Here is a 23,509-nt window from a genome sequence, read left to right as displayed (position 1 = left end):
CTCAGTCCAGGTGAAAGACGGTTTCAAGTTCCGTGACCACAGGCTTGTTGTCAGGTTCAGAGGCCATGATGTCGGCCATGTAGGCCCACCATTTCTGCATCACCGGATGGGCAGGTAACTCGTCCATCTTGTGATCGCTATCGCGCCAGAGCACACCAAACAGGGTGTTGGTTTCCCGGTCGAGATGGATCGAATAATCCTTAATGCCGGCGTCTTTCAGGAGCGCGACCAGTTCGGGCCAGATCTCATCATGACGCTTTTTGTATTCGGCTTCCATACCAGGGTTAAGCTGCATCTTGAAGGCGAATTTCTCCATCCTGTCAGGCCTTTCGCTTAGCAAGAACCTGGCGCGCGAGGCGCGGCAGCGCGATGACCCCGATCAGCAGCAGGCCGATGAAGATCGACATGACAATGCCGGGCACATTTAAAAGCCCGAAGCCGAACGTCACCATCCCCATCACAAAGGCGGCGATCACGACACCCGGGATGGAGCCCGAGCCGCCTAGGATGCTGACACCGCCAAGAACGACCATTGTGACGACCTCCAGCTCCCAGCCAAAGGCAATCGAGGGCCGGGTCGCGCCAAGCCGCGAAGTCAGGCAAATGGCGGCAACACCGGACATCAGGCCGGTCAGGAGAAACAGAATGAATTTCACCCGCGTCACGCGGATGCCGGAAAAGAGCGCGCCGAGCGGGTTGTTGCCGACGACATAGACGACCCGGCCGAAGTTGGTCTTGTGGAGAATAATCGCGAAGATAACCGCGAACAGCGCGAACAGTACGAACTCAAACGAGATCACCCACCAGACATAGCCCTGTCCGAAAAAGGCGAAGCCGGACGGATAGCCGGTATACGCCTTGTCGCCGAGAACGATGTAGGAAATGCCGCGAAACAGGCTCATCGTGCCGATGGTCACCACGATGGACGGCAGGCCAAGGCCGGTGACCAGCATGCCGTTGAACGCTCCACAGGCCAGCCCGACACTGAGACCCACCAGCACCAGAACCGGTACATCCGCGCCAAGCTGAACCGCAAACCCCATGGCGGTAGAGGCAAGCGCAATGATCGAGGCAACGGAAAGATCGATCTCACCTGAAATAATGAGCAGCGCCATGGCAAAGGCGATCATCGCCTTTTCGGTGAAATTGAAGGTTGCGTCGGAGAGGTTCCACGGATCGAGAAAGTAGGGAGACGCAAAGCTGTTGAGGATGAAAACGGCAATCGCAACGCCGAGCAGGAGCAGTTCCCAACTCCCCAGGAACCGTTGCGTCGGTGATTTCAGCCGATCCGGAATCCGGCGCTTTGGGGCCGTCGTGTCTGTTGCGGTGACGCTCATGATGCATGTTCCGCTTTTTTCAGGATGACCCTGCCCTTCGTCCGGTTGGACGTGGCGTTGAAGGCGACCGCGATGATGATGGCACAGCCTGAAATGGCGAGCTGCCAGAACGGCGAGATGTTGACCACCGGCAAGGCATTCTTGACGATGCCCAAAAACAGAGCGCCCAGCAGTGCACCACCGACCGAGCCGATACCGCCGGCTATCGAGATGCCGCCAATGACACAGGCCGCGACGACTCCCAGCTCAAATCCACCGGCAATGTCGACATAGGCGACCGCGTAGCGCGCCACCCAGAGGTAACCGGTCAGCCCAGCCAGCGCGCCGGAAATCACATAGGCCGCGCACTGGGTTAGGCCGACGTTGATGCCGGTATAGACGGCGGCGTGTGGATTGCCGCCAACGGCGAAGAAGGCACGCCCGAGCGCTGTACGGCCGATCAGGACAACAAAACCCAGGACGACGAAGATCGCGATCCAGGAGAGAACCGGCAGGCCGAGAATGACCTCTCGCGGGAAGGCCTTGAAGGCATCGCTCATTTCGTGCGCGTTTATCCACTCGCCGCCTGAAATGACAAAGATGATCCCGCGATAGATCGTCATCGTGCCGAGCGTTACCACGATCGGAGGAATGTCGAGTTTCCAGACGAGCACACCATTGAACAGGCCCATCAGAGCGCCAAGGCTGAGCGCGATCACAAGGATCACAGGCACGGGCAAGCCGGGCATTGCGGTGTTGAGCATCGCCACCACCATCCCTGTCAGAGCAAGATTGGCAGCCACCGACAGATCAATGCATCGAGTCAGGATTACCACCATCTGGCCGAGCGCCAGGATTATCAGCGGTGCCGTGTCATTGAAGACGTTGGCGAGATTGGCAGGCGCGACAAAGGCCGGAAAGCGCGAGGCAATTGCGCCGACAAGAACAAGAATGGCGGCACCGAGGATCGCTTCGCGGGATCTCAGGAAAGTCGGCGTCATACCCGGACCTCCGAAATACCGGCTGCAGCACGCACAAGATTTTCCGGTGTCAGCTCATCCCCCTCGAATTCTGCCGCTATGCGCCCCTCTCGCATGACGATTGCCCTGTGGGACATGCCGAGTATTTCGGGTATCTCGGAGGACACCATGATCACGGCCAGGCCTTGTGCTGCGAGTTCCGCCATGAATTCATGGACGGCGGCCTTGGAACCGATATCGATGCCCTTTGTGGGCTCATCAAGGATGATGACCCGGGGCTTCGTCGCCAGCCACTTGGCGATGACCACCTTTTGCTGATTGCCACCCGAGAGTTCGCCGATGTCCTGATCGAGCGCCGCCGCGCGCAGGTCCAGCCGCTGTGTGTACTCGCGTGCGAGTTTGAATTCTGCTGCCAGTCTGAGGAAACCGTTACGCGACGTTTCCTTAAGCGACGGCAGCGAGACATTCTGGAAGATCGGCAACCCCTTGATGGCCCCCTGCCTGCCGCGATCTTCCGGCACATAGACGATGCCACGGCGGATCGCTTCGTTCGGGTCGCGAATGACGGCAACCTGACCGTCAATGCGGATCGCGCCTTTGGAGGGTTTCGTCACGCCGAAGAGGGCCTGCATGAATTCGCTGCGACCCGCACCGACCAGACCGTAGAAACCGAGTATTTCACCGGCGCGCAGCTCAAATCCGATGTCCTCGAATTCGGTTGGATGTGAATAGCCGACCACTTTCAGGACTTCCTCGCCGATTTGCGGTGTTCGTTTCGGGAACACCTGATCGACCGAACGGCCGACCATCAGCTTGACCAGTTCCGGCTCGGACACCTCCGCAATCCTGCCGGCACCCACCATCTGACCGTCGCGGAACACCGTGTAGCGGTCGGCGATGCGGAAGATCTCGTCGAACTTGTGGCTGATGAACAGGATCGCCTTGCCCTCGGCCTTAAGCCGCTCGACCAGCTCGTAAGTCTCTTCGATTTCCTTGTGCGACAGGGACGCCGTCGGCTCATCCATGATGACGATGCTGGCGTCGATGGAGAGCGCTCTTGCGATCGCGACAAGGTGTTTGTTGGCTATTCCAAGGTCCTTGAGCGTGACCGTCGCTTCTATCCGGGCCCCGATCCGCTCAAGCAGCTCCCGCGCCTGTTCGACCATGGCCTTGCGGTCGATCAGACCAAGCCGGGTTTTCGGTGCGTGCCCGATGAAAATGTTCTCTGCAACCGAAAGCTCGTCAAAGAGGACGGTTTCCTGGTGAATTGCGGTGACGCCTGCCCGCCCGGCATCCTGTGCCGTCGGGAAAGTCATCGGCGTGCCCGCAATCGAAATCTCGCCTTCATCCGGCTGGTAGATCCCGGTCAGGATTTTGACGATGGTGGATTTTCCGGCGCCGTTCTCACCAACGAGGGCGGTCACTTCTCCCGGGAATAGCTCCAGCGAGATATCGTCGAGCGCCTTGACGCCCGGAAACGACTTGGAAATGCCCGCAAGGGAAAGAACGGGACCGACCGTAGCATCCGAACGCGGATGCGCGTCTGCTATGCCCTGCGTGTTCGCAAGCATCACCATTTCCCGGCGCCTGGAGTTAACACTTCGTCTTAAAGAACCCGGAGCAAACGCACCGGGTTCCGGACAGTTTCCATAAGGTCGTTGCGACCAGCTTAGAAGATGTCCTTAAAGTCGTCGATGTTGGAGCTGTCATAGACAAACGGATCCGCCATCGCGCCTTCATTGCCATCATCGAGCGTCAGCGAGCCCATGCGGCCCATCGGGATTTCAGCGCCTGGCGCTGCTTCGGCCTTGCCGGTGGCAAGGTTGTAAGCAAGCATGGTGGCGGAGTAGCCGAGATCGATCGGGTTCCAGATCGCGAAGGACTTGGACGCGCCGGATTCAATATGTCCGGCCATTTCAGATGGCAGACCCAGCCCGGTCACATTGATTTCCCCCGCCTTTTCCGCATCGGAGACAGCCTGCGCAGCGGCAACAATGCCGACGGATGTCGGAGCGATGATCGCCTTCAGGTCCGGATAGGTCTGCATCAGACCCTGCGCTTCGCGGTAGGACTTGTCCGCAAGGTCGTCGCCGTAAACGGTCGCCACTACGTTGATGCCCGGATAGTTGTCCTTCACCTTGTTCATCTCTTCGATCCAGGTGTTCTGGTTCGTTGCGGTCGCAGAGGCGGACAAGACGGCGACATCACCGCCATCCGGCAGATGATCGGCAGCCAGTTTGATAATCATGTTGCCGATCAGCGGATTGGACGACGGGTTCAGGTGCAACTGGCGGCCCTCCGCCGCAACGCCCGAATCCCAGGAGATGACCGTGATACCGCGGTCCATGGCCTTTTTCAGGGCCGGCACGAGCGCGTCCTGATCATTGGCGGAGATTGCGATGGCATCGACTTTCTGGGCAATCAGTGCGTTGATCACCTCGATCTGACCTTCGGCCGTGGTATCCGTCGGCCCTGTATAGATGATCTCGACATCGCCAAGCTCCTTGGCGGCTTCTTCAGCGCCTTTTGCAGCTGCTTCAAAGAAGCCGATGCCGAGCGCCTTGACGACAAGGGCGATGCGCTTGTCCTCGGCCTGGGCCGGGCCGGTCATGGACACGGCGGCAATAGCGGTTGCGGCCAGAAGTGATTTCCAGAGTTTCATTGCTTCCTCCCTAAAAAACTGCCGCCCCTCCTCCAGGTCCGGCAGAAACCGGCTACCCGCTCGAGGTCGCCTTTCTTTGTGCAGCGCTCACCGGCGCCACTATCAGTTCGATATCTGCCTGTTCCAGCATCTTGGCAGCGCTGTCCGGAATGCCGTCATCGGTGATAACGGTCGAGATCCGCTCCAGCGGACACAGGATCAGGCTGGACCTTGCGTTGAACTTTGACGAATCCACCAGCACCACCAGCTCGTCCGCCTGACCGATCAGCTTCTGTTCGGCCTGGATCAAGAGCGGATCGGCTTCCATCAGACCAAGCGGACCGAGGCCCTGTGCACCCATGAACATGCGCTTGGCGTAGAAGTTCCGGGTCACGTCATTGTCGAAAGGGCTCAGGATGATGTTCTGCTCGCGGTAGATCACACCGCCGGACAACATGATCGTGTTTTTGGAGTTCTTCAGAAGATGCTCCGCGATCGGAAACGAGTTGGTGAAAACCTGGCATCGTTTCGTCGCCAGCGGATGCACCATCTGAAACGTCGTCGTGCCGCCGTTGATGATGATCGCGTCGCCGTCCTCGCAGAGCTCGACGGCTTTTTGCGCAATTGCGCGTTTTTGCGCGATATTGATCGTTTCGTTTACGCTAAACGGGCGACCGGCCAGACCCACGAATTGCGGCGGATGAGTGGACTCTGCTCCGCCACGAACCCTCCGCAGTTTTTTCTGCACATGGAGCTGTGCAATATCCCTGCGGATTGTCGCCTCCGAGGAATCTGTCAACGCCACCAGTTCCTGCACCGTCACAACCGGACGATCCTGAACTGCGGACAAAATGATCCTGTGACGTTCTTTCTCGTGCATCTGGTCCTCCCATCAATCGAACGTTTCCACCTACACCAGTCAATGTCAATCAAAAAATGTCAAAAATGATCATTTTGCAGTGCAATATGATTGTTTTTGCGCGTTTTTGATTGACATTCCGGTATGATCAAGCGAATTTCTAGACAAAGAGGCGCAAGCTGTCAGGCGTTCAAGGGAGGAAAAGATGTTGAATTCCGCGGCCGGGTCCCGGCTGGCAGATCTTTGGGACGACCAGAAAGCCTCCAGCATGAACGAGGCCGAACTGCTGCTCTATCGCTCAAACCTCCTCGGCTCCGACAAGCGCATCACCAATTATGGCGGCGGCAATACCTCCGCCAAGGTCCTTGAGAAAGACCCGCTCACCGGAGAGGCGGCCGAAGTTCTCTGGGTAAAAGGCTCTGGCGGCGATGTCGGCACGATCAAGATGGACGGTTTCGCAACGCTTTACATGGACAAGCTCAGGGCGCTGAAGGGGCTTTATCGCGGCGTCGACTTCGAAGATGAGATGGTTGGCTATCTGCCCCATTGCACCTTCAACCTCAATCCGCGCGCTGCCTCCATCGACACGCCGTTGCATGCCTATGTGCCGAAAAAACACGTCGATCACATGCATCCCGATGCAATCATCGCGATTGCAGCTTCCAGCGACAGCAAGGCGATCACGCGCGAGATCTTCGGCGACGATATCGGCTGGTTGCCCTGGAAACGTCCCGGATACGAACTCGGCCTGTGGCTGGAAAAGTTCTGTCTGGAAAATCCGGACGCGCGCGGAGTCGTGTTGGAGAGCCACGGCCTCTTCACCTGGGCCGATGACGCAAGGACCTGTTACCAAACCACGCTCGAAAACATCAACAAGGCCATTGCCTGGTTTGAGGACAAAACAAGTGGCAAGGACGCGTTTGGCGGTTCAAAGCATCGCGCCATTGCTCCGGCCGAACGCCGAGCCGTTGCCTCGAGGCTGATGCCCGCCATCCGCGGCATGGTCTCGGGAAAGCAGCATATGGTCGGTCACTTTGACGATAGCGACGCTGTCCTGGAATTCGTCTGCTCCAGGGACATGGAACAGCTTGCCCGTCTCGGCACGAGCTGCCCGGACCATTTCCTGCGCACCAAGATCCGGCCACTGGTGGTCGACTTTGACCCCGAGAACCCGGCTATCAGTGAAACACTGTCCGGCCTTGGTGTGGCTGTCGAGGCATACCGCGACGACTACGCCGCCTATTACGCCCGTTGCAAGCACGACGACAGCCCTGCCCTGCGCGATCCGAATGCGGTGGTTTACCTTGTCCCCGGCGTCGGCATGATCACCTTTGCCAAGGACAAGGCGACGGCACGCATTTCCGGCGAGTTCTATACCAACGCGATCAACGTCATGCGCGGAGCATCAAGCGTTTCGACCTATTGCGGTTTGCCGGAGCAGGAGGCTTTCGACATCGAGTACTGGCTGCTGGAGGAAGCAAAGCTCCAGCGCATGCCGAAACCCAAAAGCCTTGCCGGCAAGATCGCTCTTGTAACAGGCGGTGCCGGCGGCATCGGTTCGGCGACCGCCGAGCGGTTCCTGCGCGAAGGTGCCTGTGTCGTCCTCGCCGATATTGACGGTGAAGCCTTGGCCGCAGTCGCTGAAAACCTGTCCGGCCGCTTCTCCAGCGATGTCGTCCGCACAGTGACCATGGATGTCACCAGCGAAGATGCCGTTGCCGACAGTTTTGCGCGCGCGGCGCTCGAATTCGGCGGCGTCGACATATTGCTCTCCAATGCGGGCATCGCCTCGTCCGCTCCTGTCGAAGAGACAACTCTGGACCTCTGGAACCGCAACATGTCGATCCTATCCACCGGCTATTTCCTGGTCTCGCGCGCGGCCTTTCAAACAATGAAGACACAAGGCATCGGTGGATCAATTGTCTTTATCGGCTCCAAGAACGGCCTCGCTGCCTCGCCTGGCGCCAGTGCCTATTGCACGGCCAAGGCTTCGGAGCTGCATCTCGCCCGCTGTCTTGCTCTTGAAGGCGCACCGGACGGCATCCGCGTCAATGTCGTCAATCCGGACGCCGTGCTGCGCGGTTCCAAGATCTGGTCCGGAAGCTGGCTCAAGGAACGCGCGCAAGCCTATGGCAAGGATACGTCGGAACTGGAGGAGCATTACCGCCAGCGCTCGCTCCTGAAACGCTCCGTACTACCGGAAGACATTGCCGAGGCGAGCTACTTTTTCGCGTCAGAGGCCTCGGCGAAGTCGACCGGCAACATCCTCAATGTCGATGCCGGCAACGTTCAGGCCTTCACGCGGTAGAGTAGTGCCATGACTTATGAAACTGCGAAATCCCGGTTCACCGAATGGAACGTGGACACTGAGGCAGCCCTTCGCCGGCTGGCCGAGATACCGATCTCGATGCATTGCTGGCAGGGTGACGACGTGGTCGGCTTTGAACAGAAATCAGGGTCATCCGGCGGCGGCATCCAGGCGACCGGCAATCATCCGGGCCGGGCGCGGACACCGGACGAGTTGCGCGCGGACCTAGAGTTCGCTTATTCGATGATCCCGGGAAAGCATCGTCTCAATCTGCACGCCATGTATATGGATACGGACGAAAGCCCGGATCGTGACGCGATCGAATACCACCACTTTGCAGCATGGGTCGATTGGGCCAAAAGCCAGGAGCTCGGGCTCGATTTCAACCCGACATTTTTTGCCCACGCAAAGGCCGACGACAACCTCACACTCGCCCATCCGGACGCCGGTATTCGTGACTTCTGGATCGAACACGGACGGCGAACGCGCGAAATTGCAGCTGCAATCGGTGCTGAGCTTGGCTCGCCTGCCATAAACAACATCTGGGTGCCCGACGGCATGAAGGATTTGCCGGTGGATCGGTTGGCACCGCGTGCGCGGCTCGAGGCATCGCTTGATGACATGCTTGCCGAGCGTCACGACCCGGCGCACATGCGCGACGCGGTTGAAAGCAAGCTTTTCGGCATCGGAGTTGAAGCCTACACTGTCGGCAGTCATGAATTCTATCTTGGTTATGCAATCCGCAAGGGCGTGCTGCTTTGCCTCGATATGGGCCATTTCCACCCGACCGAGAACATTGCCGACAAGCTGAGCGCGGTGGCGCTTTCCGTCGACGAACTGCTGCTGCACGTCTCCCGGCCGATGCGATGGGACAGTGACCATGTGATCCTGCTGAACGACGACATCCTCGCAATGGGTCAGGCGCTGGTCAGCGAAGACCTTCTGAAGAAAACCCATATCGGACTGGATTTCTTCGACGCCACGATCAGCCGGACGGCGGCCTGGGTAATCGGTACGCGGAACATGCAGAAGTCCCTCTTAAGGGCCCTGCTCTCGCCGCTTGACCGCCTGAAAGAAGCCGAAACAGCGCTCGACTTCACGACGCGCCTTGTCCTGACCGAAGAGCTCAAGGATCTGCCGTTTGGTGCGGTTTGGGAAGAGTTCTGCAAACGCCACAACCGCCCGACCGGCACACAGTTGATCGGTGCGCTTGACGATTATCAGAGGCGTGTCGAGGTCCGAGGATAGCATTGAACCCCCAGGTGCAAATGATCCTGAATGGAAGCTCTTTGCGCCTTCGTAACGCTGCATGACTGGCTAACCAATCACCATTTTGCCTATCCCTGCATGAGGCTTATGCATTTTTGCAGGTTCTCTTGGCACCCGTCGCTGCCTATCTCGGCTCCGATGGCACCGCTGAACCATGTTCCAGCCGGAACTTCAGCCTTTCAGGTGCTCACCCTGGTGAGGTGAAATAGATGCTGAGAACAAGTGCAAACGCGTTGATGTCATGAGCGAACGCCGGTTCACAGCCTTCGCTTCACCTGCCTCACGGTTTGTTTGCGCAGACGAGATACATTCATGTTGCAAAGAATTCAGATTGACCGATCTGTGGGCGAGATGGCCCGCAACAACATTGCCGATGTCCGTAAAGTGCAGGAGCGCTTGAACGAGCTGCTCGACCCCGATCGGCCACAGTTGGTGCCAGACGGGATCAATGGGCCCAATACCAAAGATCTCATTGGCGATTTTCAGAAAAAAGTCGTTGGTTTTGCAAACCCGGACCGCCGGGTTGACCCGGTCGGTCGAACAATATCCGCGCTCAACGACATCGCTTCGCGGGAAAAATGGAAGAATGACCCAGACGGACCGGGAACGTGGGAGCCTGATTGGCCCGAACCTTCCAAATCCATCGATTTCGACAAACTCCCAAAGATACCGGTCATCGGACCGCTCGATCACAAGAGCGGCTTCGACAGCTTTCCACCGCCAGCACAGATACTCGGGCCGGATGATTTCTCTGCTACAGCTGCACGCGATGGTGCCTGGATCATGGTTCCTCTCGATGCTGAACGCGAGGTTCAACTCGGCGTCGACCCGAGCCAGCCCGTGCAAATCCTCAACAACGGCATTGATGAAAACGGGATTGTCAGCTCCTTCACAAAGGAGCCCTTGCTGCGTGCGACGTTCAAGGAAGATCGCCTGAAACTGAAAGGCTTGTCACCATGCAAATGTTGCAGGCTGGATATTCTTCAGAACGACAGGCACCTGAGAATTTATGTCTCGGTCAAGCCGCGCCGCGTTATTCCGATCTTTGTTTTTCATGTGCAGCACGGCCCGGCAATGAAATCACGCGTTTCCTCTTCGGAGTTGCGAACAATCCTGAAAATCGCAAACAGCGAAATTCTCACACCTCAGTGCAATATTGAGATCGATCTCAAAGGCGAAAAAGACTTGTCTCACAAAGACACCGGCAAGCATCTGGGCCGAGTTGTGACCAGAGACAGTCTCGACCCGGAAAATGATGAGTGGAAGTATCTTGCGCCCTTCCTGATTGACAGGTCCTTTCCCCAGCCGCATGGCGCCAAAGAAGTAAAGACGGTCAACATATTCATCGTCCGTGAGATGGACACGATTGTGGAGGGTCAGAAAAAACCCTTTGGAGTGAGAGGCGCCATGAATGCGCATCAGCATGCCGTTCCCATGTGCCTTCTGGATGACAGATCCATTGGCCGGCTGACGAAAGTGGACGCGGTCGCACGGACACTTGCACATGAGCTGGGCCATTTGCTCATTGGAGCCCTCTATACGCACGATCATGACATCCATCAGCCTGCCAGCCACAATCACTATTCCGACGCACTGATGCTTGGCGGCGGTAGCGGTAAAAAGATCTATCGGGTTGAGATCGAAGTCATGAACCCGACGAAGCACAAGCCACCACCGCTCAAGATCTGATGGAAGGTCGTTGCCAGAAGTAAGAACACATCAAGGCATGTGCAAAAGACACGGCAATCGCCTCCTGCTCGCGGATGCTTTGAAACCACCCTCACCCGTGTCGCGGAGCAATCAGGCACCCTGCCGGTTTTCGCACCTTCCAGGTCGCGGCCCACACCGTCCGAAACACTTCTCGCCACTGCATCGGAAGGCTGAGGCATGAAACTCCTTTCACAAACGCATTCTCCCTTTGCGCGCAAGGTTGTCGTTCTGATCCATGAACTGGGGCGAAGTGACATCTCAATCGAACATCAGGAAACCAGCCCGACAAATCCCAATCCGGCGGTATCTTCCTTAAACCCTCTTGGGAAAGTACCTGTTCTGATTATGGACGACGAGACACCGCTCTACGATTCCGCGGTGATCTGCGAATATCTTTGTTCTCAGGAAGACAAGACACCCCTGCTTCCTGTGTCCCCGGCAAAGCGCATGCGCGCGCTGAGACAACAGGCCCTGGCCTCGGGCATGTGCGAGACAGGTATCGCCATCCGATGGGAAATCGAAAGAAGACCCGAGCACCTTCGCTATGAAACGCTGCGCGATGGCTTGATCGCCAAACTCGCGGCAAGTTACGCCCATCTCGAACAAGATGTACCGCGCGAAGACGAGGTGACGGTTGGCACAATAGCGCTCGCCTGCGCCCTGGACTGGGCGGCGTTTCGCGAACTCGACCAGTTCATGCCCGGACACGAAAACCTCAAAAAGTGGATGGAGGTGTTTTCACAAAGGTCTTCCATGAGGGCGAGCGCCTACGCAGGGCAAACGCATGATTGACCGATCCGGGAGGTTTCGCACTTTTTTTGAACACATTTCCCGTGCCCAAGCGGGGGGAAAAAAAATCTTTTTTTGAGCAAAAAATCGTTTGCTGTGTGCAGTTCCGATGGCCAGGCGAGATCGACAACGCGGTGTTTTCGGGAAGCGCGATCCGAAAAAATTCAGCAAACCCGCCACTATCCGCCTCGGTTCCAACGGACGTAAACAAACCGTAAAACCCGATAATTCAATCTCATGCGAACGCGCAATTTGATTGTGCGCCAATGCCCGTATCCCTGCTTGCCCGCTTTGATACGGTTTTCAGGTCGACGCCGTCTCATGCCGCTAACACCTGGAGTTTGAGCTATGCATCACGATCACATCGGATCCCAAGCCCCTGTCGCACCACCTGGCGCGAACGCCACCGACGCTGAAATCGAGGCGTACGTCGCGCAGATAATGGCGCTGCCTGAAGTCCACCCACATGGCCATGACATGGACCAGATGTCCGAACACGGGCAGCTAATGGACCTGGTGCCACGCGGTGATGCCACGCATGTTGCGGTTCGCGACGGCGATTGGTCAGATCCTGCCACCTGGTTCGAGGGACGCGTCCCGGATGAAGGTGCAAGGGTTCTGGTGCCGGAAGGCATTGCAGTACGCTACGACGCTGAGAGCGACACCTCGCTCTTTACGGTTCGCGTCGACGGTGACCTGTCCTTCGCGACGAACTCCGACACGCGCATGGTTGTCGACACACTTGTTGTTGCACATTCCGGACATCTCGAGATCGGGTCCGAGCACAATCCGATCGATGCCAATGTCAGTGCCGATATCGTCTTTGCCAACAATGGCGACATAGACGTCTCCTGGGACCAGAGCCTGCTGTCCCGCGGTCTGATCGCAACAGGCGAAGTCGACATCCATGGAGCGGAAAAAACGGCATATCTTACCGTCGAAGCTGCCCCCATGGCCGGCGATACCACACTCCATTTGGAATCTGTTCCGGACGGTTGGACCGTCGGTGACAAGCTGGTTCTGACCGGAACACACAAGGAAGGCTGGCAGAATTACGGCAGTGGTCCCACCTGGACAGGGACGCAGGACGAAGAGATCGTCATTGCCGATATCAGTGGCAACGTCATCACGTTCGAACCGCCGCTCAACTTTGACCACGATGCGCCGTCCGGGGATCTTTCCGCCTACGTCTCCAACATGACGAGAAACGTTACCTTCTCGAGTGAAGACGGCGCTGCCATACATGAGCGTGGACATGTCATGTTCATGCATAACAACGAAGTCGACGTCCGGTATGTCGCCTTTGAAGATCTGGGACGCACGGACAAGTCGGAACGCGCTGTTGATGCCTCCAGTGTTGACGACATTCAGCCGGATACGAATGTAAAAGGGAGATATTCGGCGCATTTCCATGTGGCGGGCACTGAAGACCAGGACAGTCCGGCACTTGCGATCGGCACGGTCGTTTCGGGGTCTCCCGGCTGGGGTCTCGTGCACCATTCCAGCCATGCCAACTTCTACGACAACGTTGCGTATGACGTATTTGGTGCGGCCTTTGTTGCGGAAGCCGGCGACGAGACGGGAACCTGGAGCCGGAACCTTGCGATCAAGTCGGAAGGTATCGGGTACGGAAACTGGACGATCAAGGACCAGCAGGATGTCTTTGCCGCCGACCTTGGCCGCACGGGCGACGGCTTCTTTCTTGCCAGCCGCCTGGTGGAAGTCAGTGACAGTGTTGCCGCAAACACGACGAACGGCTTCGTGTGGATGCATCGCGGGATGTCCGGCGAACCGCTTGCCGAAAATCTCGACCAGCCGGAGATCGCCTTCGGTGATGACCAACTGGCCTACAACAAGCCGCCCATCCAGGGGTTCCGTGACAATGAAGCCTTTGGAACCCACACCGGCATCCATGTGCTGAAGGCTAATCCGGAACAGGGACACGATGTTCGTTCGGTGCTGGATGGATTTACGGCCTGGGAGGTTTCTCAGGGCGCAAACCTTTCCTATACCGGGCACTACACCCTGAATGATTTCCGTCTTGTCGGCACGGACAGCACCAACGGTCTTGGATCGGCAGAATACGGCGTCAGGCTTGGGACCAATGCGCGGGACATGGTCTTCAACGGCCTGGAAATCGAGGGTTTTGAAAACGGCTTCGATTTCTCCAGAAACGTGACGACGTTTCCTGCCGAAGACTTTGATAACATCCTGATAGATCCCGTTTTCATCAACAATGGCCAGGACGTCTTCGGCTACGATCCGGCGAAGCACTTTTTCATGTCTTCCGACGAGCTTGTTGCGGACCGCCTATCATTTGACGGCGCTCTGTACCACGTTGTCGGATATCAGGACGGCCTTGACCTGAACGGTATCAAGACCGACAGCATCGGTTCCCGCGAACGCTACTTCGACAATGACGGCGGTCCCCTCCCTTTCTGGGAGGTGCGCGAACTGGTTGCCAAAAACGGGTACTACGAGACCGGTGACGGCCGGAACGTCATGCTCGTGGAGGACTTCATCGCTGACCGGGCAACTGGCGAATTGATCAAGTTCACGCATGTCGTGGAACTGCTTTATCCCAGCTACGTTTTGGCAAACACCACCAATCACGGGCTGATTGAGCTTGATGGCCAGGCAGCACAGACGATGGATGATGTTGCTGAAACACTTGCCGGCGAAGCGGTTGTGATTGACGTGCTCGCAAATGACAGTGACCCGGAAGGCGACACGCTCGTCGTGGACGGATTTATGCAGCCGGACCACGGCAAAGTTGCTCTGAACGCCTCAGGACAAGTTGTCTACACCCCGGACTTCGGCTTTACAGGCGACGATAGCTTTCTCTACTGGGCCCGTGATGAAAACGGCAACTTCACGCCTGCGGAAGTCAGGGTTTCTGTCGGATCCGCGCTGCCTGAACCTGACCCTGAACCCTTGCCGGATCCAGAGCCTGAGCCCGTGCCAGATCCTGAGCCGGAGCCGGAGCCGGAGCCCGAACCAGAGCCAGAGCCGGAGCCCGAGCCGGAGCCAGAGCCGGAGCCAGAGCCGGAGCCGGAGCCAGATCCTGAGCCCGAACCAGAGCCTGAGCCCCAACCGGAGCCCGTCGGCATCGGTCTTGGCAGAACAGAGGCTGAAACCCTTGGACTGTCAGGAGATTATACCGTGGAGGCAGTGCAAGGTGCTTCCGGCAACGCGGTCGCCAGCCTCAGAAACCCGAACGACCCGGGTGGAGCGTTAAGCGATGCTGCGGGTGAGCTCTCTGCTGTTTTTGAAGGTGCGAAAGGCACCTATGACATCGTGCTCGGCGTCTATGACGAGAGCGATGGCGTGGGACAGCTTACCGTTACCATCTCTGGAAATGAGCCGGTCGTCTTTCAACTGGACGACAATACGGGCGATGTTCTTCCGGGTCCCAACAGTTTCAGGGAGTTGCACCTGGAAGGCGTTCATCTGGAAAAAGGTGCACAGATCACGATCGAAGGCGCGCAGGACCAGTATGAATTCGCACGCGTTGACTTTCTGGATGTCATCGAAGCGAACCAACCTGTCGGTACGATCCAGTTCGGATCTGAAAAGATCATGCAGCCCGACGGTGATACCTGGCACAGCGTCAGTTTCGACACAAAGATCGAAGACGCGATTGTCGTGATGGCACCGCTCACGGCCAACGGCCCCCACGCCGCAATGACGCGTGTTCGAAACGTCACCGACGAGGGCTTTGAGTACCAGATTGACGAGTGGGACTATCTGGACGGCTGGCACATGAACGAGCAGATCACATGGCTTGCCGCAAGCGCAGGTGAATACACACTCGAAGATGGTCGAAAGATCGCCTTCGGTGAAACGACTGCCTCCGACGAGACACCGACAAAGGTCTGTTTTTCCGGTATGGACGACGCGCTGGTCTTTTCGCAGGTTGCGAGCGCCAACGACACAGCTGCCGTGACAACACGCCTAAGCAACGTGGACGGCAATGGTTTCAAGGTGCGTCTGCAAGAAGAAGAAAAGGCCGATGGCATTCACGCGGAAGAAGAGGTGCACTGGTTCGCGGTCGAAGGCGGCGAGAGCGACTTGCTGACGGCAAGCAGCGTCACCGGCGTGGGAGACGGCTGGACACAACTGGACGCGGACGCAGACGCATTTCTGTTCGCAGACATGCAGACGTTCAATGGGAACAACACCGCCGCGCTACGCAAGTTGCTTGAAGATGACGGTACGGTTTCTCTTCGGGTCGAAGAAGAACAGTCGCTGGATAGCGAGACTTATCACGTCGGTGAAAAGGTCGCGGTGTTTTCGACCGACTTTGAGGTGATCGATCTGTATTGATAGATGAAACAGCAGATTGCGCCGCGGCAGCACGCTGCGGCGCATGGCCGGTGCGCCACTTGGCCGGTGCACCGCATTTCCTGTCATGACGCGCCTTGCCGCAAGAACTGCTTTCCAGCAGCAAATAATCCAAGTTTCACTAAATTTGCTCTAGTAAGTTGCCCGGCCACCCGAGAGATCAAAGACCGCTCCGGTCGTGAAACTGTTTTCCGGGCTGCACAGGAAGCTGACCATGTTGGCGGCTTCGTGCACTTCCAGGAACCGGTTTCTCGGGATCTTGGAGAGCATGTAGTCGATGTGTTCTTCGCTCATCTGGTCAAAGATGCGGGTGCGGGCCGCAGCCGGCGTGATTGCGTTGATGGCAATATCAAAACCGGCGCATTCCTTGCCGGCGCTTTTGGCGAGCGCCATCACGGCCGCCTTGGAGGCGCTATAGGCGGATGCGTTGGGATTGCCCTCTTTGCCGGCAACCGAGGAAATCAGGACCACACGGCCGTAATTGTCGGCTTTCATGCCGGGCAGCACGGCTTTCAAGAGGTAAAATGAACCGTTCGCGTTGATCTCCATGATCCGGTTCCAGTCCGCGACCGGATAGTCTTCCACCGGGGCATTCGGACCTGCGATACCGGCTGAATTCACCACGATGGACGGGCTTCCTGCCTGCGATCTTGTCTGCTCATAGGCCTTTTCAACTGCGTCCCAGTCCGACAGGTCGACCTTGACCGTTGTCGCACCGAGTTCGGACGCCGCCGTTGCAAGGGCCTCTTCGTCCATGTCCCAAAGAACCAACTGTGCCCCGTCGGCCTTCAGTTTCTGCGCGCAGGCAAAGCCGATCCCCTGTGCTCCCCCGGTTACGATCGCCGTCCTGCTCATTTAGTTGTTTCTCCTACCGCAATACGGACATCACCGAGGCCACAGATGTAACGCTCGCCACGTTCTGCATGGCGTAGTTGATCGAAGCCCGGTGCCAATCGGCATTCATTGTAGAGCAGGCATCTTCCGGCACAACCACCCGGAAGCCTTTGTCAGCCGCTGTTCGCGCGGTGTGCTCAACACTCATGTTGGTCCACGATCCGGTGTTGATGATCGTGTCGATACCGGCATGACGCAGATAGCTTTCCAGGCGGGAGGTTTCCCAGGCGCTCATGGACATCTTTTCGCACACGAGATCTCCCGGTTTGGGCTCCAGACCGGGAACGGGAGCAACACCCCAGGTTCCACGCACCAGTGCGTTTTCGCCCTTCAGCCCCTGAAAGAGCGGCGCATACTGGGAAAGGAGCGGATGGCCGGGTTCGCAAACCATCCAGATGTGAATGACCGGCATGCCGAGCCGCCGTGCGGTGTCGGCAAGGGCAATGGCGTTGGCGACCACATTCTGCTCGCGCGCATGCTGCGGAGATCCCGTGCCTTCAAACGCGCCGCCGTCGATCATGACATCGTTCTGCAGATCCTGGATGAGAAGCGCGGTCTTTTTCGGATCAAGCGGCGGGCACGCCGCAAGCTCCAGCCCCTTGGACGGGGCGATGAGCGATTCATTATCCGCAGGGCTCGCTGCGGCTTGCGCTGGTACCGGTTTCGCCGTCATGAATGGTTCCGAGCGCGGCCGGACCTTGGTTTTGACCGCATAGACCGACGTGCACGCGCACATGAACAGCGTCTGCCAGTCCTCGCCGCCCCAATGCAGATTGGCAACCATTTCGGGAACCTCGACCTTCCCGATCAGCATGCCCTCGAATGAATAGACCCAAACCCCTCCGGGAGCGGTGACCCAGACGTTGCCGTTTGCGTCGGCCTTCATGCCGTCCGGAACGCCCGCCTTGACCGCGTCCTTGATGCCGGACGCAAAGATGCGTCCGTTCCTGAGCCTGCCATCCTCGCCAACGTCGAACATGCGGATATTGGCCTGTTCCGTGTCGTTGACCCACATCCAGCGCTCACAGGGTGAAAAGCACAGACCGTTGGGCTGCGTGAACATGTAGCGGTCGGAGACAAGGATAGCCTCATCACCGGGTTTGTGACCCGGTGGGAGCATGTAGACGCCCTGAAAGCCCAACTGCAGCGGACGCGGGACGCCGAAATGCTCCATGCGGCCATAGGTCGGATCGGTAAAGAAAATCGCACCATCGGAGCGCATCACGATGTCGTTCGGGGAATTGAGCTCCTGGCCTTCAAAATGGGATGCGAGCAACTCGCGCGTTCCATCCGGGCGGAACCGGGCGACCGAGCTTGTTGCATGCTCGCAGACGAGGAGATTGAGCTCCGCGTCATAGGTCATGCCATTGCCCTTGTTGGACGGGCGCAGATATTCGCTTACACCGGCCTGGCGGGTCCACTTGCGCCGGACATCTCCGGGCATATCGGAGAACAGGAGATACTGTTCGCCCGGATGCCAGATGGGGCCTTCGGTAAACACAAATCCGGTCCCGATCCGCTCCACGGCGGCATGCTGGTCCATCAGCTCCAGAAACTTCTGGTCAACAAAAGTATGGCCCACAGGTCCCTCCCTGTTCTTCTTTTGGCGGGAAGCAGGTGCTTGCCCAGATCAGTCGCGTTACATCGGGAACCACTGCCGTTCCGGAACGGTTTCTGTCATCGGACCCGGAACAGTCATGGACAGCCGCCCGACAACCTGCTGGTTCTGGATTTTCGCGGGCCGGTCATGGACCGGCAGCAGGAAGGTGTAGTTGTTGAGCAGTTTCTTGATCGCGCCCTTCTCCTCACGCTTGGAGCCGGCATGATTGCCCGTCACGCGAGGTTCCATCCAGTTGTTGGTATAGACGTGATTGACGATCTGGTCGTTGAAATCGTAGATGACGTCGCCGCAGATACAGGCAAGCCCTTCCGCCGTTTCGACAATGACATTCATTGAGCCTTCTGTGTGGGCGCCTGCGGCCTCGCACCAGACGCCCGGAATGATTTCCTCCGCTCCGGTAATTTCGAGATCCAGGAAGCGCATGGCTTCCGGCTCGTAGATCCGCTCGACCAGATGCATGATGTCCGGTTTCGGGTATTGCGGATACATGATGCCGGATACCGAGAACTCCATCTCCTTGCGGTTCAGGACGACCGTCGTGTTCATCGGGAACTTGTCGTCCTTGCCGGCATGATCAATGTGAAGATGCGTGTGCAGGATGTAGCGGATATCGCCCAGTTTCAGGCCGTGTTTGGCAAGCTGGTTTTCGATCATGTTGTCATGAAATTGCAGCCCCCGCATGCCGAGGCTTTCCATGATCGCATTGTCGCGATAGCCCGTGTCGACCAGAACCGGATAAGTGCCACCGAGGATCAGGAAACCGTAAACCGGCACCCTGCGGATCCGGCCGCATTCGTGGCCGAGCACGAGAAACGATGTCTCGAGCTCGATATCTCCGTAATCCAGAACGTGGATGGTAAGGGCCATTTTATTTCTCCCATAGATGAAAGGCAGGCGGCTACAACCGGTAGATCCGTGCAGCCGTGTCGTGAAAAATCGCTTGTCTTTTGCTCTTCGGCAGGCCCTTCGCCCCTTCCTGGAAGGCAGCGAAGAGGTCCGCGTAACTGGTCCAGAGTTTTTCGATCGGAAAATTCGAGCCAAACATGCAGCGTTCAGCGCCGAAGAGCTGCAGGCTCTGCTTGATCATGAACGCAATGAAATCCGGGTCGTTGCGATGGATGAACGTTCCGAAGGCCGACAGCTTGGTTGCGACATTCGGACATTCGGCCAGACGTTTCATGCCCTTGCGCCAGATCTTGACGCCTTCCGGGCTGGTGTCTTCCAGCATGCCCGCATGCATCAGGACGAATTGAACGTCCGGGCAGCTTTCGGCCAGTCCGGCGGCATCTTCCATTTGCGACGCGAACACCTGCAGGTCGAACGACCAGCCGTATTCTGCCAGACGGGCAATGTTCTGCCGGACGGTCGGGTCCGCCGGCAGACCCGGGTGCGGCGCGAAGCGGTAAAGCGGGTTTTCATGCCAGTGCAGCTGCTGCCGGATGCCGCGCATCAGGGGATATTTCTGCAGCCGGTCGAGCTGCGGCCGGACGTCTTCCACCGTGAAATCGGCAAAGCCGACGATGCCGTGCGGCCAGCCGCTCTCATCCGCCACTGACTGAACCCAGGCAACCTCGTCCTCGAACCAGTTCGGCGCCCAGTTTGCCTGGACGTAGACCGATTTTTCGATGCCGGTGCCCTCAAGGTCCTTCAGGAATTCTTCAATAAGATAATCGCGCTTGATCGCCGCATAGGGGCCGAAGATGCGCGGTTGTTCAGGTCCCAGGAGCCAGGGCAGATCCTTTTGCAGCCAGATGTGATGATGGGCGTCGATCATGCCGGCCTCGCAAGGTTCAGGACGTGGTTACACAGGGCCTCGACCCGGTCGCCGGGAACAAGCGTGTCGAGATAGGGCAAACAGGCGGAAAGCGCTTCTGTGCGCGGCTCATAAAGAGGATCGGCAGCGAGCGGGGACAGCCAGTCGAGACGCCAGGAGACGCGCGACAGCTTCCTGACCGCGTCAATCAATGCTTCCGGCGAGCCACGTTCCAGTCCGTCGGAGAGAAAAAGCGTTGCCGCACCGCGCGCATAGGCAGAAAAGCGCGGCACAGCGAGGAAAGCTGCCAGCGCCTCGCCAATGCGCGTCCCCCCGTCAAAGTCGGCAACCGACGCTCCTACCGCATCGAGCGCCTGTTCGGTGTTCCTGATTTTCATCGGAACGGTGATGCGCGTCAGTCGGGTTCCGAGACTGAACACTTCGACGCTGTCGGCGGACTGAACCAGCGTGTGAGCAAATCGAAGCGAGGCTTCGCTCTGCTCCTTCATCGACCCGGAGACGTCGATCAGCAGCAGAATTCGGCGCTGTTTGGTTTTTCGTTGTGTCCGCGGCAGATCGAACACTTCGCCATCGCGTCTGAGGGCCTGGCGCAATGCCCGGCGCAGGTCGATTCGACTGCCCCGATTGTCGAACGACCGCCGGTAAGATTGACGGCGCGGCAGAACCTTCGGCGCATGCCGCGCCAGCAGCCTCAGGGCATCCGCGTCATCTGCCGCTGCAAACTGGCGGCGCCCAAGCAGCTCCGCAGAGGTTGCGAGCTCACCGGGTTCTTCGTCACCCTCTTCCTGATCGATGTCGATCCTGTCTGAAGACGGCTCATAGGCTTCGACACCGTCGTCTCCGTCTTCGTCCTCGATCGGTGCCGCAAGGCTTTGCCCTAGGAAGTACGCCTGAAACAAGGCATCGAATTCGGCATGCCGCTCCCTCGGAATGGCCAGAGTTGCCAGGGCGGCGCGCCGTATATCAATCACATCGCGCGGTCCCAGAAGGCCGATCGCCTCCAGAAAGGCTATGGTCTGATCCGTCGACACGGCAAATCCATGTGCTCGAAGGATCGCGGGAAATTCGACGAAGGGTCTGCTGGCGCGCGGAAGGGTCATGCGGCCTCCTGCGGCATGAAACTGTCGATCCGTCCTTCGAGGAAGGTCAGATCGTCGTGATCCTTGAGCGCAACACCGATCGCCCTTCTGAAGGCTTCCGGCCAGGTGGCTCCCTGACCATGCAGCAATGTCGCTGCTTCCGCCCATTCTACCGCCTCGGCAACACCCGGCGGTTTGGCGAGCGGTTCGGTCCTCAGTTTCGCGACCGCACTGGCCACGGCATGTGCTGTTGCCTCTGCAACCGAACTCGCCCGTGCCATGACGATCCTGGCCTCCAGATGAATGTCCGGGTAGTCGATCCAGTGATAGACACAGCGGCGGCGCAAGGCTTCATGAAGGTCGCGCGTCCTGTTGGATGTCAGGACGACAACGGGCGGGCGGGCGGCCCGCACGGTACCGGTTTCCGGGATGGAGATGGCAAAATCGGATAGAAACTCCAGCAGGAAAGCCTCGAATTCCTGGTCCGAGCGGTCGATCTCATCGATCAGAAGCACGCAGTCATCGGGAGACCGCAACGCCTCCAGCATGGGGCGCTGGAGGAGGAACTGGTCCTCGTAGATATTGACGTAGTCATCCCCGGCCTGGCGGATTGCCAACATCTGGCGGGTGTAGTTCCACTCATAAAGGGCTGAGGCAGCATCGATGCCTTCAAAGCACTGCAGGCGCACGACGCGCCGCCCGAGCACAGACGAGATTGCTTTCGCTGCCTCCGTCTTGCCGACGCCGGGCGCGCCTTCGAGAAGCAGGGGTTTGCCAAGCGCAAGAGCCAGATACGCCGCCGTCGACAGATCGTCACCGGCAATATACTGCGCGGCGTTGAGCGCATCGCGCAGCCTGTCCGGGCTGTCTATTCCAACGATGGACGGCTTGACGGGCATGGGTTAGCGGCTCCCCTGCGGCCGCGCGCCGCCATTGGCAAGAATGCCGCGCAGAACCTTTTCCGGCGTAATGGGAAGCGTGTCGCAGCGCACGCCGACCGCATTGTAGACCGCGTTGGCGATTGCTGGCAGAACGGGATTGGCACACATCTCACCCGGCCCCTTGCCGCCGAAGGGTGCGTCCTCCGCCGGCCGTTCAAGCACGGCAATGTTGTGGTTCACGACCTCGCCTGGGCCCGGCATCAAATAGGAATTGAAGTCCTCCGGACCGTGGCTTCTGTCCGGATAGTAGGGCTCGGTGGTCTCGTAAAGCGCGTGCGAAACACCCATCCAGGCCCCGCCGATCAGCTGCTGCTCAACCAGGCGCGGGTTCAGCGCCCTCCCGACTTCATAAGCCGAATTGATTTCGGTGACGGAGACTTCGCCCGTCTCATCGTCCACCTCCAGATCGACGACAAGGGCGGCGTGCGCGAAGCAGGAAACCGGCGTCATCTCGCCGGTATCGGGATCAACGTCTGAGGGCGGGATCAGAAAGATCCCGCGCCCGGAGAGCGTCCGGCCCTGCTTGAACTGGGCTGCAATGGCCGTGTCGGCAACGGTGATGGTCCGCCCCGGCGCTCCTTTAACCTGGATGTTGCCCTGCCCGTCCGTTTCAAGATCGCTCGCATTGACTTCCAGCTCTTCTGCCGCCGCCTCCAACAGAGCCTTTCGGGCCTCTGTTGCCGCGCGGATGACCGCATTGCCAACCCTGTGCGTCCCGCGCGAGGCGAACGAGCCCATGCAGTGTGGTCCGGTGTCGCTGTCCGCCGTGTCGACATAGACATCCGAGACCGGAACACCGAGCGTTTCCGCAGCGATCTGACGCGTGACCGATTTCATGCCCTGCCCCAGATCGATGGAGGACAGGGACACCATGAACTTGCCGTCCGGTGTCGAATGAACCAGCGCCTGGCTTGGGTCGCCGCCGAGATTCATGCCGATCGGATAGTTGATGCAGGCAAATCCGCGCCCCTTGTGAATGGCCAT

Annotated in this window: 18 protein-coding genes; 5 read left to right on the top strand and 13 right to left on the bottom strand. The window is 58.4% G+C overall.

Annotated elements, in window-relative coordinates; all coding sequences use genetic code 11:
• Nucleotide 1: 1 nt before the first annotated feature.
• The 6 genes from rhaM to ABVF61_RS18795 form a co-directional block, all read right to left on the bottom strand.
• Nucleotides 2-316, bottom strand: coding sequence for an L-rhamnose mutarotase (gene rhaM / locus ABVF61_RS18820; RefSeq protein WP_353995068.1), 315 nt, complete (start codon nt 314-316; stop codon nt 2-4).
• 4 nt (nt 317-320) lie between these two features.
• Complete coding sequence (locus ABVF61_RS18815; protein ID WP_353995067.1) at nt 321-1,337, bottom strand: ABC transporter permease; 1,017 nt, start codon at nt 1,335-1,337, stop codon at nt 321-323.
• Nucleotides 1,334-2,317, bottom strand: a complete 984-nt coding sequence (locus ABVF61_RS18810) for an ABC transporter permease (protein WP_353995066.1) — start codon at nt 2,315-2,317, stop codon at nt 1,334-1,336. Before ABVF61_RS18810 ends, ABVF61_RS18815 begins: the two co-directional genes overlap by 4 nt.
• Nucleotides 2,314-3,867, bottom strand: a complete 1,554-nt coding sequence (locus ABVF61_RS18805) for a sugar ABC transporter ATP-binding protein (RefSeq protein ID WP_353995065.1) — start codon at nt 3,865-3,867, stop codon at nt 2,314-2,316. Before ABVF61_RS18805 ends, ABVF61_RS18810 begins: the two co-directional genes overlap by 4 nt.
• A 98-nt stretch (nt 3,868-3,965) precedes the next feature.
• The gene (rhaS, locus tag ABVF61_RS18800) at nt 3,966-4,958 is read right to left on the bottom strand and encodes a rhamnose ABC transporter substrate-binding protein (protein WP_353995064.1); all 993 of its coding nucleotides are present in this window, start codon (nt 4,956-4,958) and stop codon (nt 3,966-3,968) included.
• 52 nt (nt 4,959-5,010) lie between these two features.
• Nucleotides 5,011-5,817, bottom strand: coding sequence for a DeoR/GlpR family DNA-binding transcription regulator (locus tag ABVF61_RS18795; RefSeq protein ID WP_353995063.1), 807 nt, complete (start codon nt 5,815-5,817; stop codon nt 5,011-5,013).
• Nucleotides 5,818-6,001: 184 nt separating this feature from the next.
• Here ABVF61_RS18795 and ABVF61_RS18790 point away from each other — a divergent pair, with 184 nt between their 5' ends.
• The 5 genes from ABVF61_RS18790 (at nt 6,002) to ABVF61_RS18770 (ending at nt 16,198) form a co-directional block, all read left to right on the top strand.
• Nucleotides 6,002-8,104 carry a bifunctional rhamnulose-1-phosphate aldolase/short-chain dehydrogenase gene (locus ABVF61_RS18790; RefSeq protein WP_353995062.1) on the top strand — a complete coding sequence of 701 codons (2,103 nt, stop codon included), beginning with the start codon at nt 6,002-6,004 and terminating at the stop codon, nt 8,102-8,104.
• Between the two features lie 9 nt (nt 8,105-8,113).
• On the top strand, nt 8,114-9,352 hold the full coding sequence (locus ABVF61_RS18785; RefSeq protein ID WP_353995061.1) for an L-rhamnose isomerase: 1,239 nt from the start codon (nt 8,114-8,116) through the stop codon (nt 9,350-9,352).
• Nucleotides 9,353-9,685: 333 nt separating this feature from the next.
• On the top strand, nt 9,686-11,062 hold the full coding sequence (locus ABVF61_RS18780; protein ID WP_353995060.1) for a peptidoglycan-binding domain-containing protein: 1,377 nt from the start codon (nt 9,686-9,688) through the stop codon (nt 11,060-11,062).
• Nucleotides 11,063-11,260: 198 nt separating this feature from the next.
• The gene (locus ABVF61_RS18775; RefSeq protein ID WP_353995059.1) at nt 11,261-11,875 is read left to right on the top strand and encodes a glutathione S-transferase family protein; all 615 of its coding nucleotides are present in this window, start codon (nt 11,261-11,263) and stop codon (nt 11,873-11,875) included.
• Nucleotides 11,876-12,220: 345 nt separating this feature from the next.
• Nucleotides 12,221-16,198, top strand: a complete 3,978-nt coding sequence (locus ABVF61_RS18770) for a G8 domain-containing protein (RefSeq protein WP_353995058.1) — start codon at nt 12,221-12,223, stop codon at nt 16,196-16,198.
• A gap of 150 nt (nt 16,199-16,348) precedes the next feature.
• Here ABVF61_RS18770 and ABVF61_RS18765 read toward each other — a convergent pair whose 3' ends face one another.
• The 7 genes from ABVF61_RS18765 to ABVF61_RS18735 are packed head-to-tail and all read right to left on the bottom strand — an operon-like array spanning nt 16,349 to nt 23,509.
• Nucleotides 16,349-17,071, bottom strand: a complete 723-nt coding sequence (locus ABVF61_RS18765; protein ID WP_353995057.1) for an SDR family NAD(P)-dependent oxidoreductase — start codon at nt 17,069-17,071, stop codon at nt 16,349-16,351.
• A 13-nt stretch (nt 17,072-17,084) separates the two neighbouring features.
• On the bottom strand, nt 17,085-18,692 hold the full coding sequence (locus ABVF61_RS18760; protein ID WP_502949978.1) for an isochorismatase family protein: 1,608 nt from the start codon (nt 18,690-18,692) through the stop codon (nt 17,085-17,087).
• Nucleotides 18,693-18,749: 57 nt separating this feature from the next.
• Nucleotides 18,750-19,598, bottom strand: a complete 849-nt coding sequence (locus tag ABVF61_RS18755; protein WP_353995056.1) for an N-acyl homoserine lactonase family protein — start codon at nt 19,596-19,598, stop codon at nt 18,750-18,752.
• 31 nt (nt 19,599-19,629) lie between these two features.
• Entirely contained in the window at nt 19,630-20,505 is an 876-nt protein-coding gene (locus ABVF61_RS18750; protein WP_353995055.1) for an amidohydrolase family protein, read from the bottom strand.
• Entirely contained in the window at nt 20,502-21,605 is a 1,104-nt protein-coding gene (locus ABVF61_RS18745) for a vWA domain-containing protein (protein WP_353995054.1), read from the bottom strand. The genes ABVF61_RS18750 and ABVF61_RS18745 overlap by 4 nt, the downstream gene beginning before the upstream one ends.
• Complete coding sequence (locus ABVF61_RS18740; protein WP_353995053.1) at nt 21,602-22,483, bottom strand: AAA family ATPase; 882 nt, start codon at nt 22,481-22,483, stop codon at nt 21,602-21,604. The genes ABVF61_RS18745 and ABVF61_RS18740 overlap by 4 nt, the downstream gene beginning before the upstream one ends.
• 3 nt (nt 22,484-22,486) lie before the next feature.
• Nucleotides 22,487-23,509, bottom strand: a complete 1,023-nt coding sequence (locus ABVF61_RS18735) for a xanthine dehydrogenase family protein molybdopterin-binding subunit (protein ID WP_353995052.1) — start codon at nt 23,507-23,509, stop codon at nt 22,487-22,489.

The organism is Roseibium sp. HPY-6, from assembly GCF_040530035.1.
In the GTDB taxonomy this organism is placed as follows: domain Bacteria; phylum Pseudomonadota; class Alphaproteobacteria; order Rhizobiales; family Stappiaceae; genus Roseibium.
The sequence above is the reverse complement of the archived record's forward strand: the minus strand, read 5'-3'. Positions and strand labels throughout refer to the sequence as shown.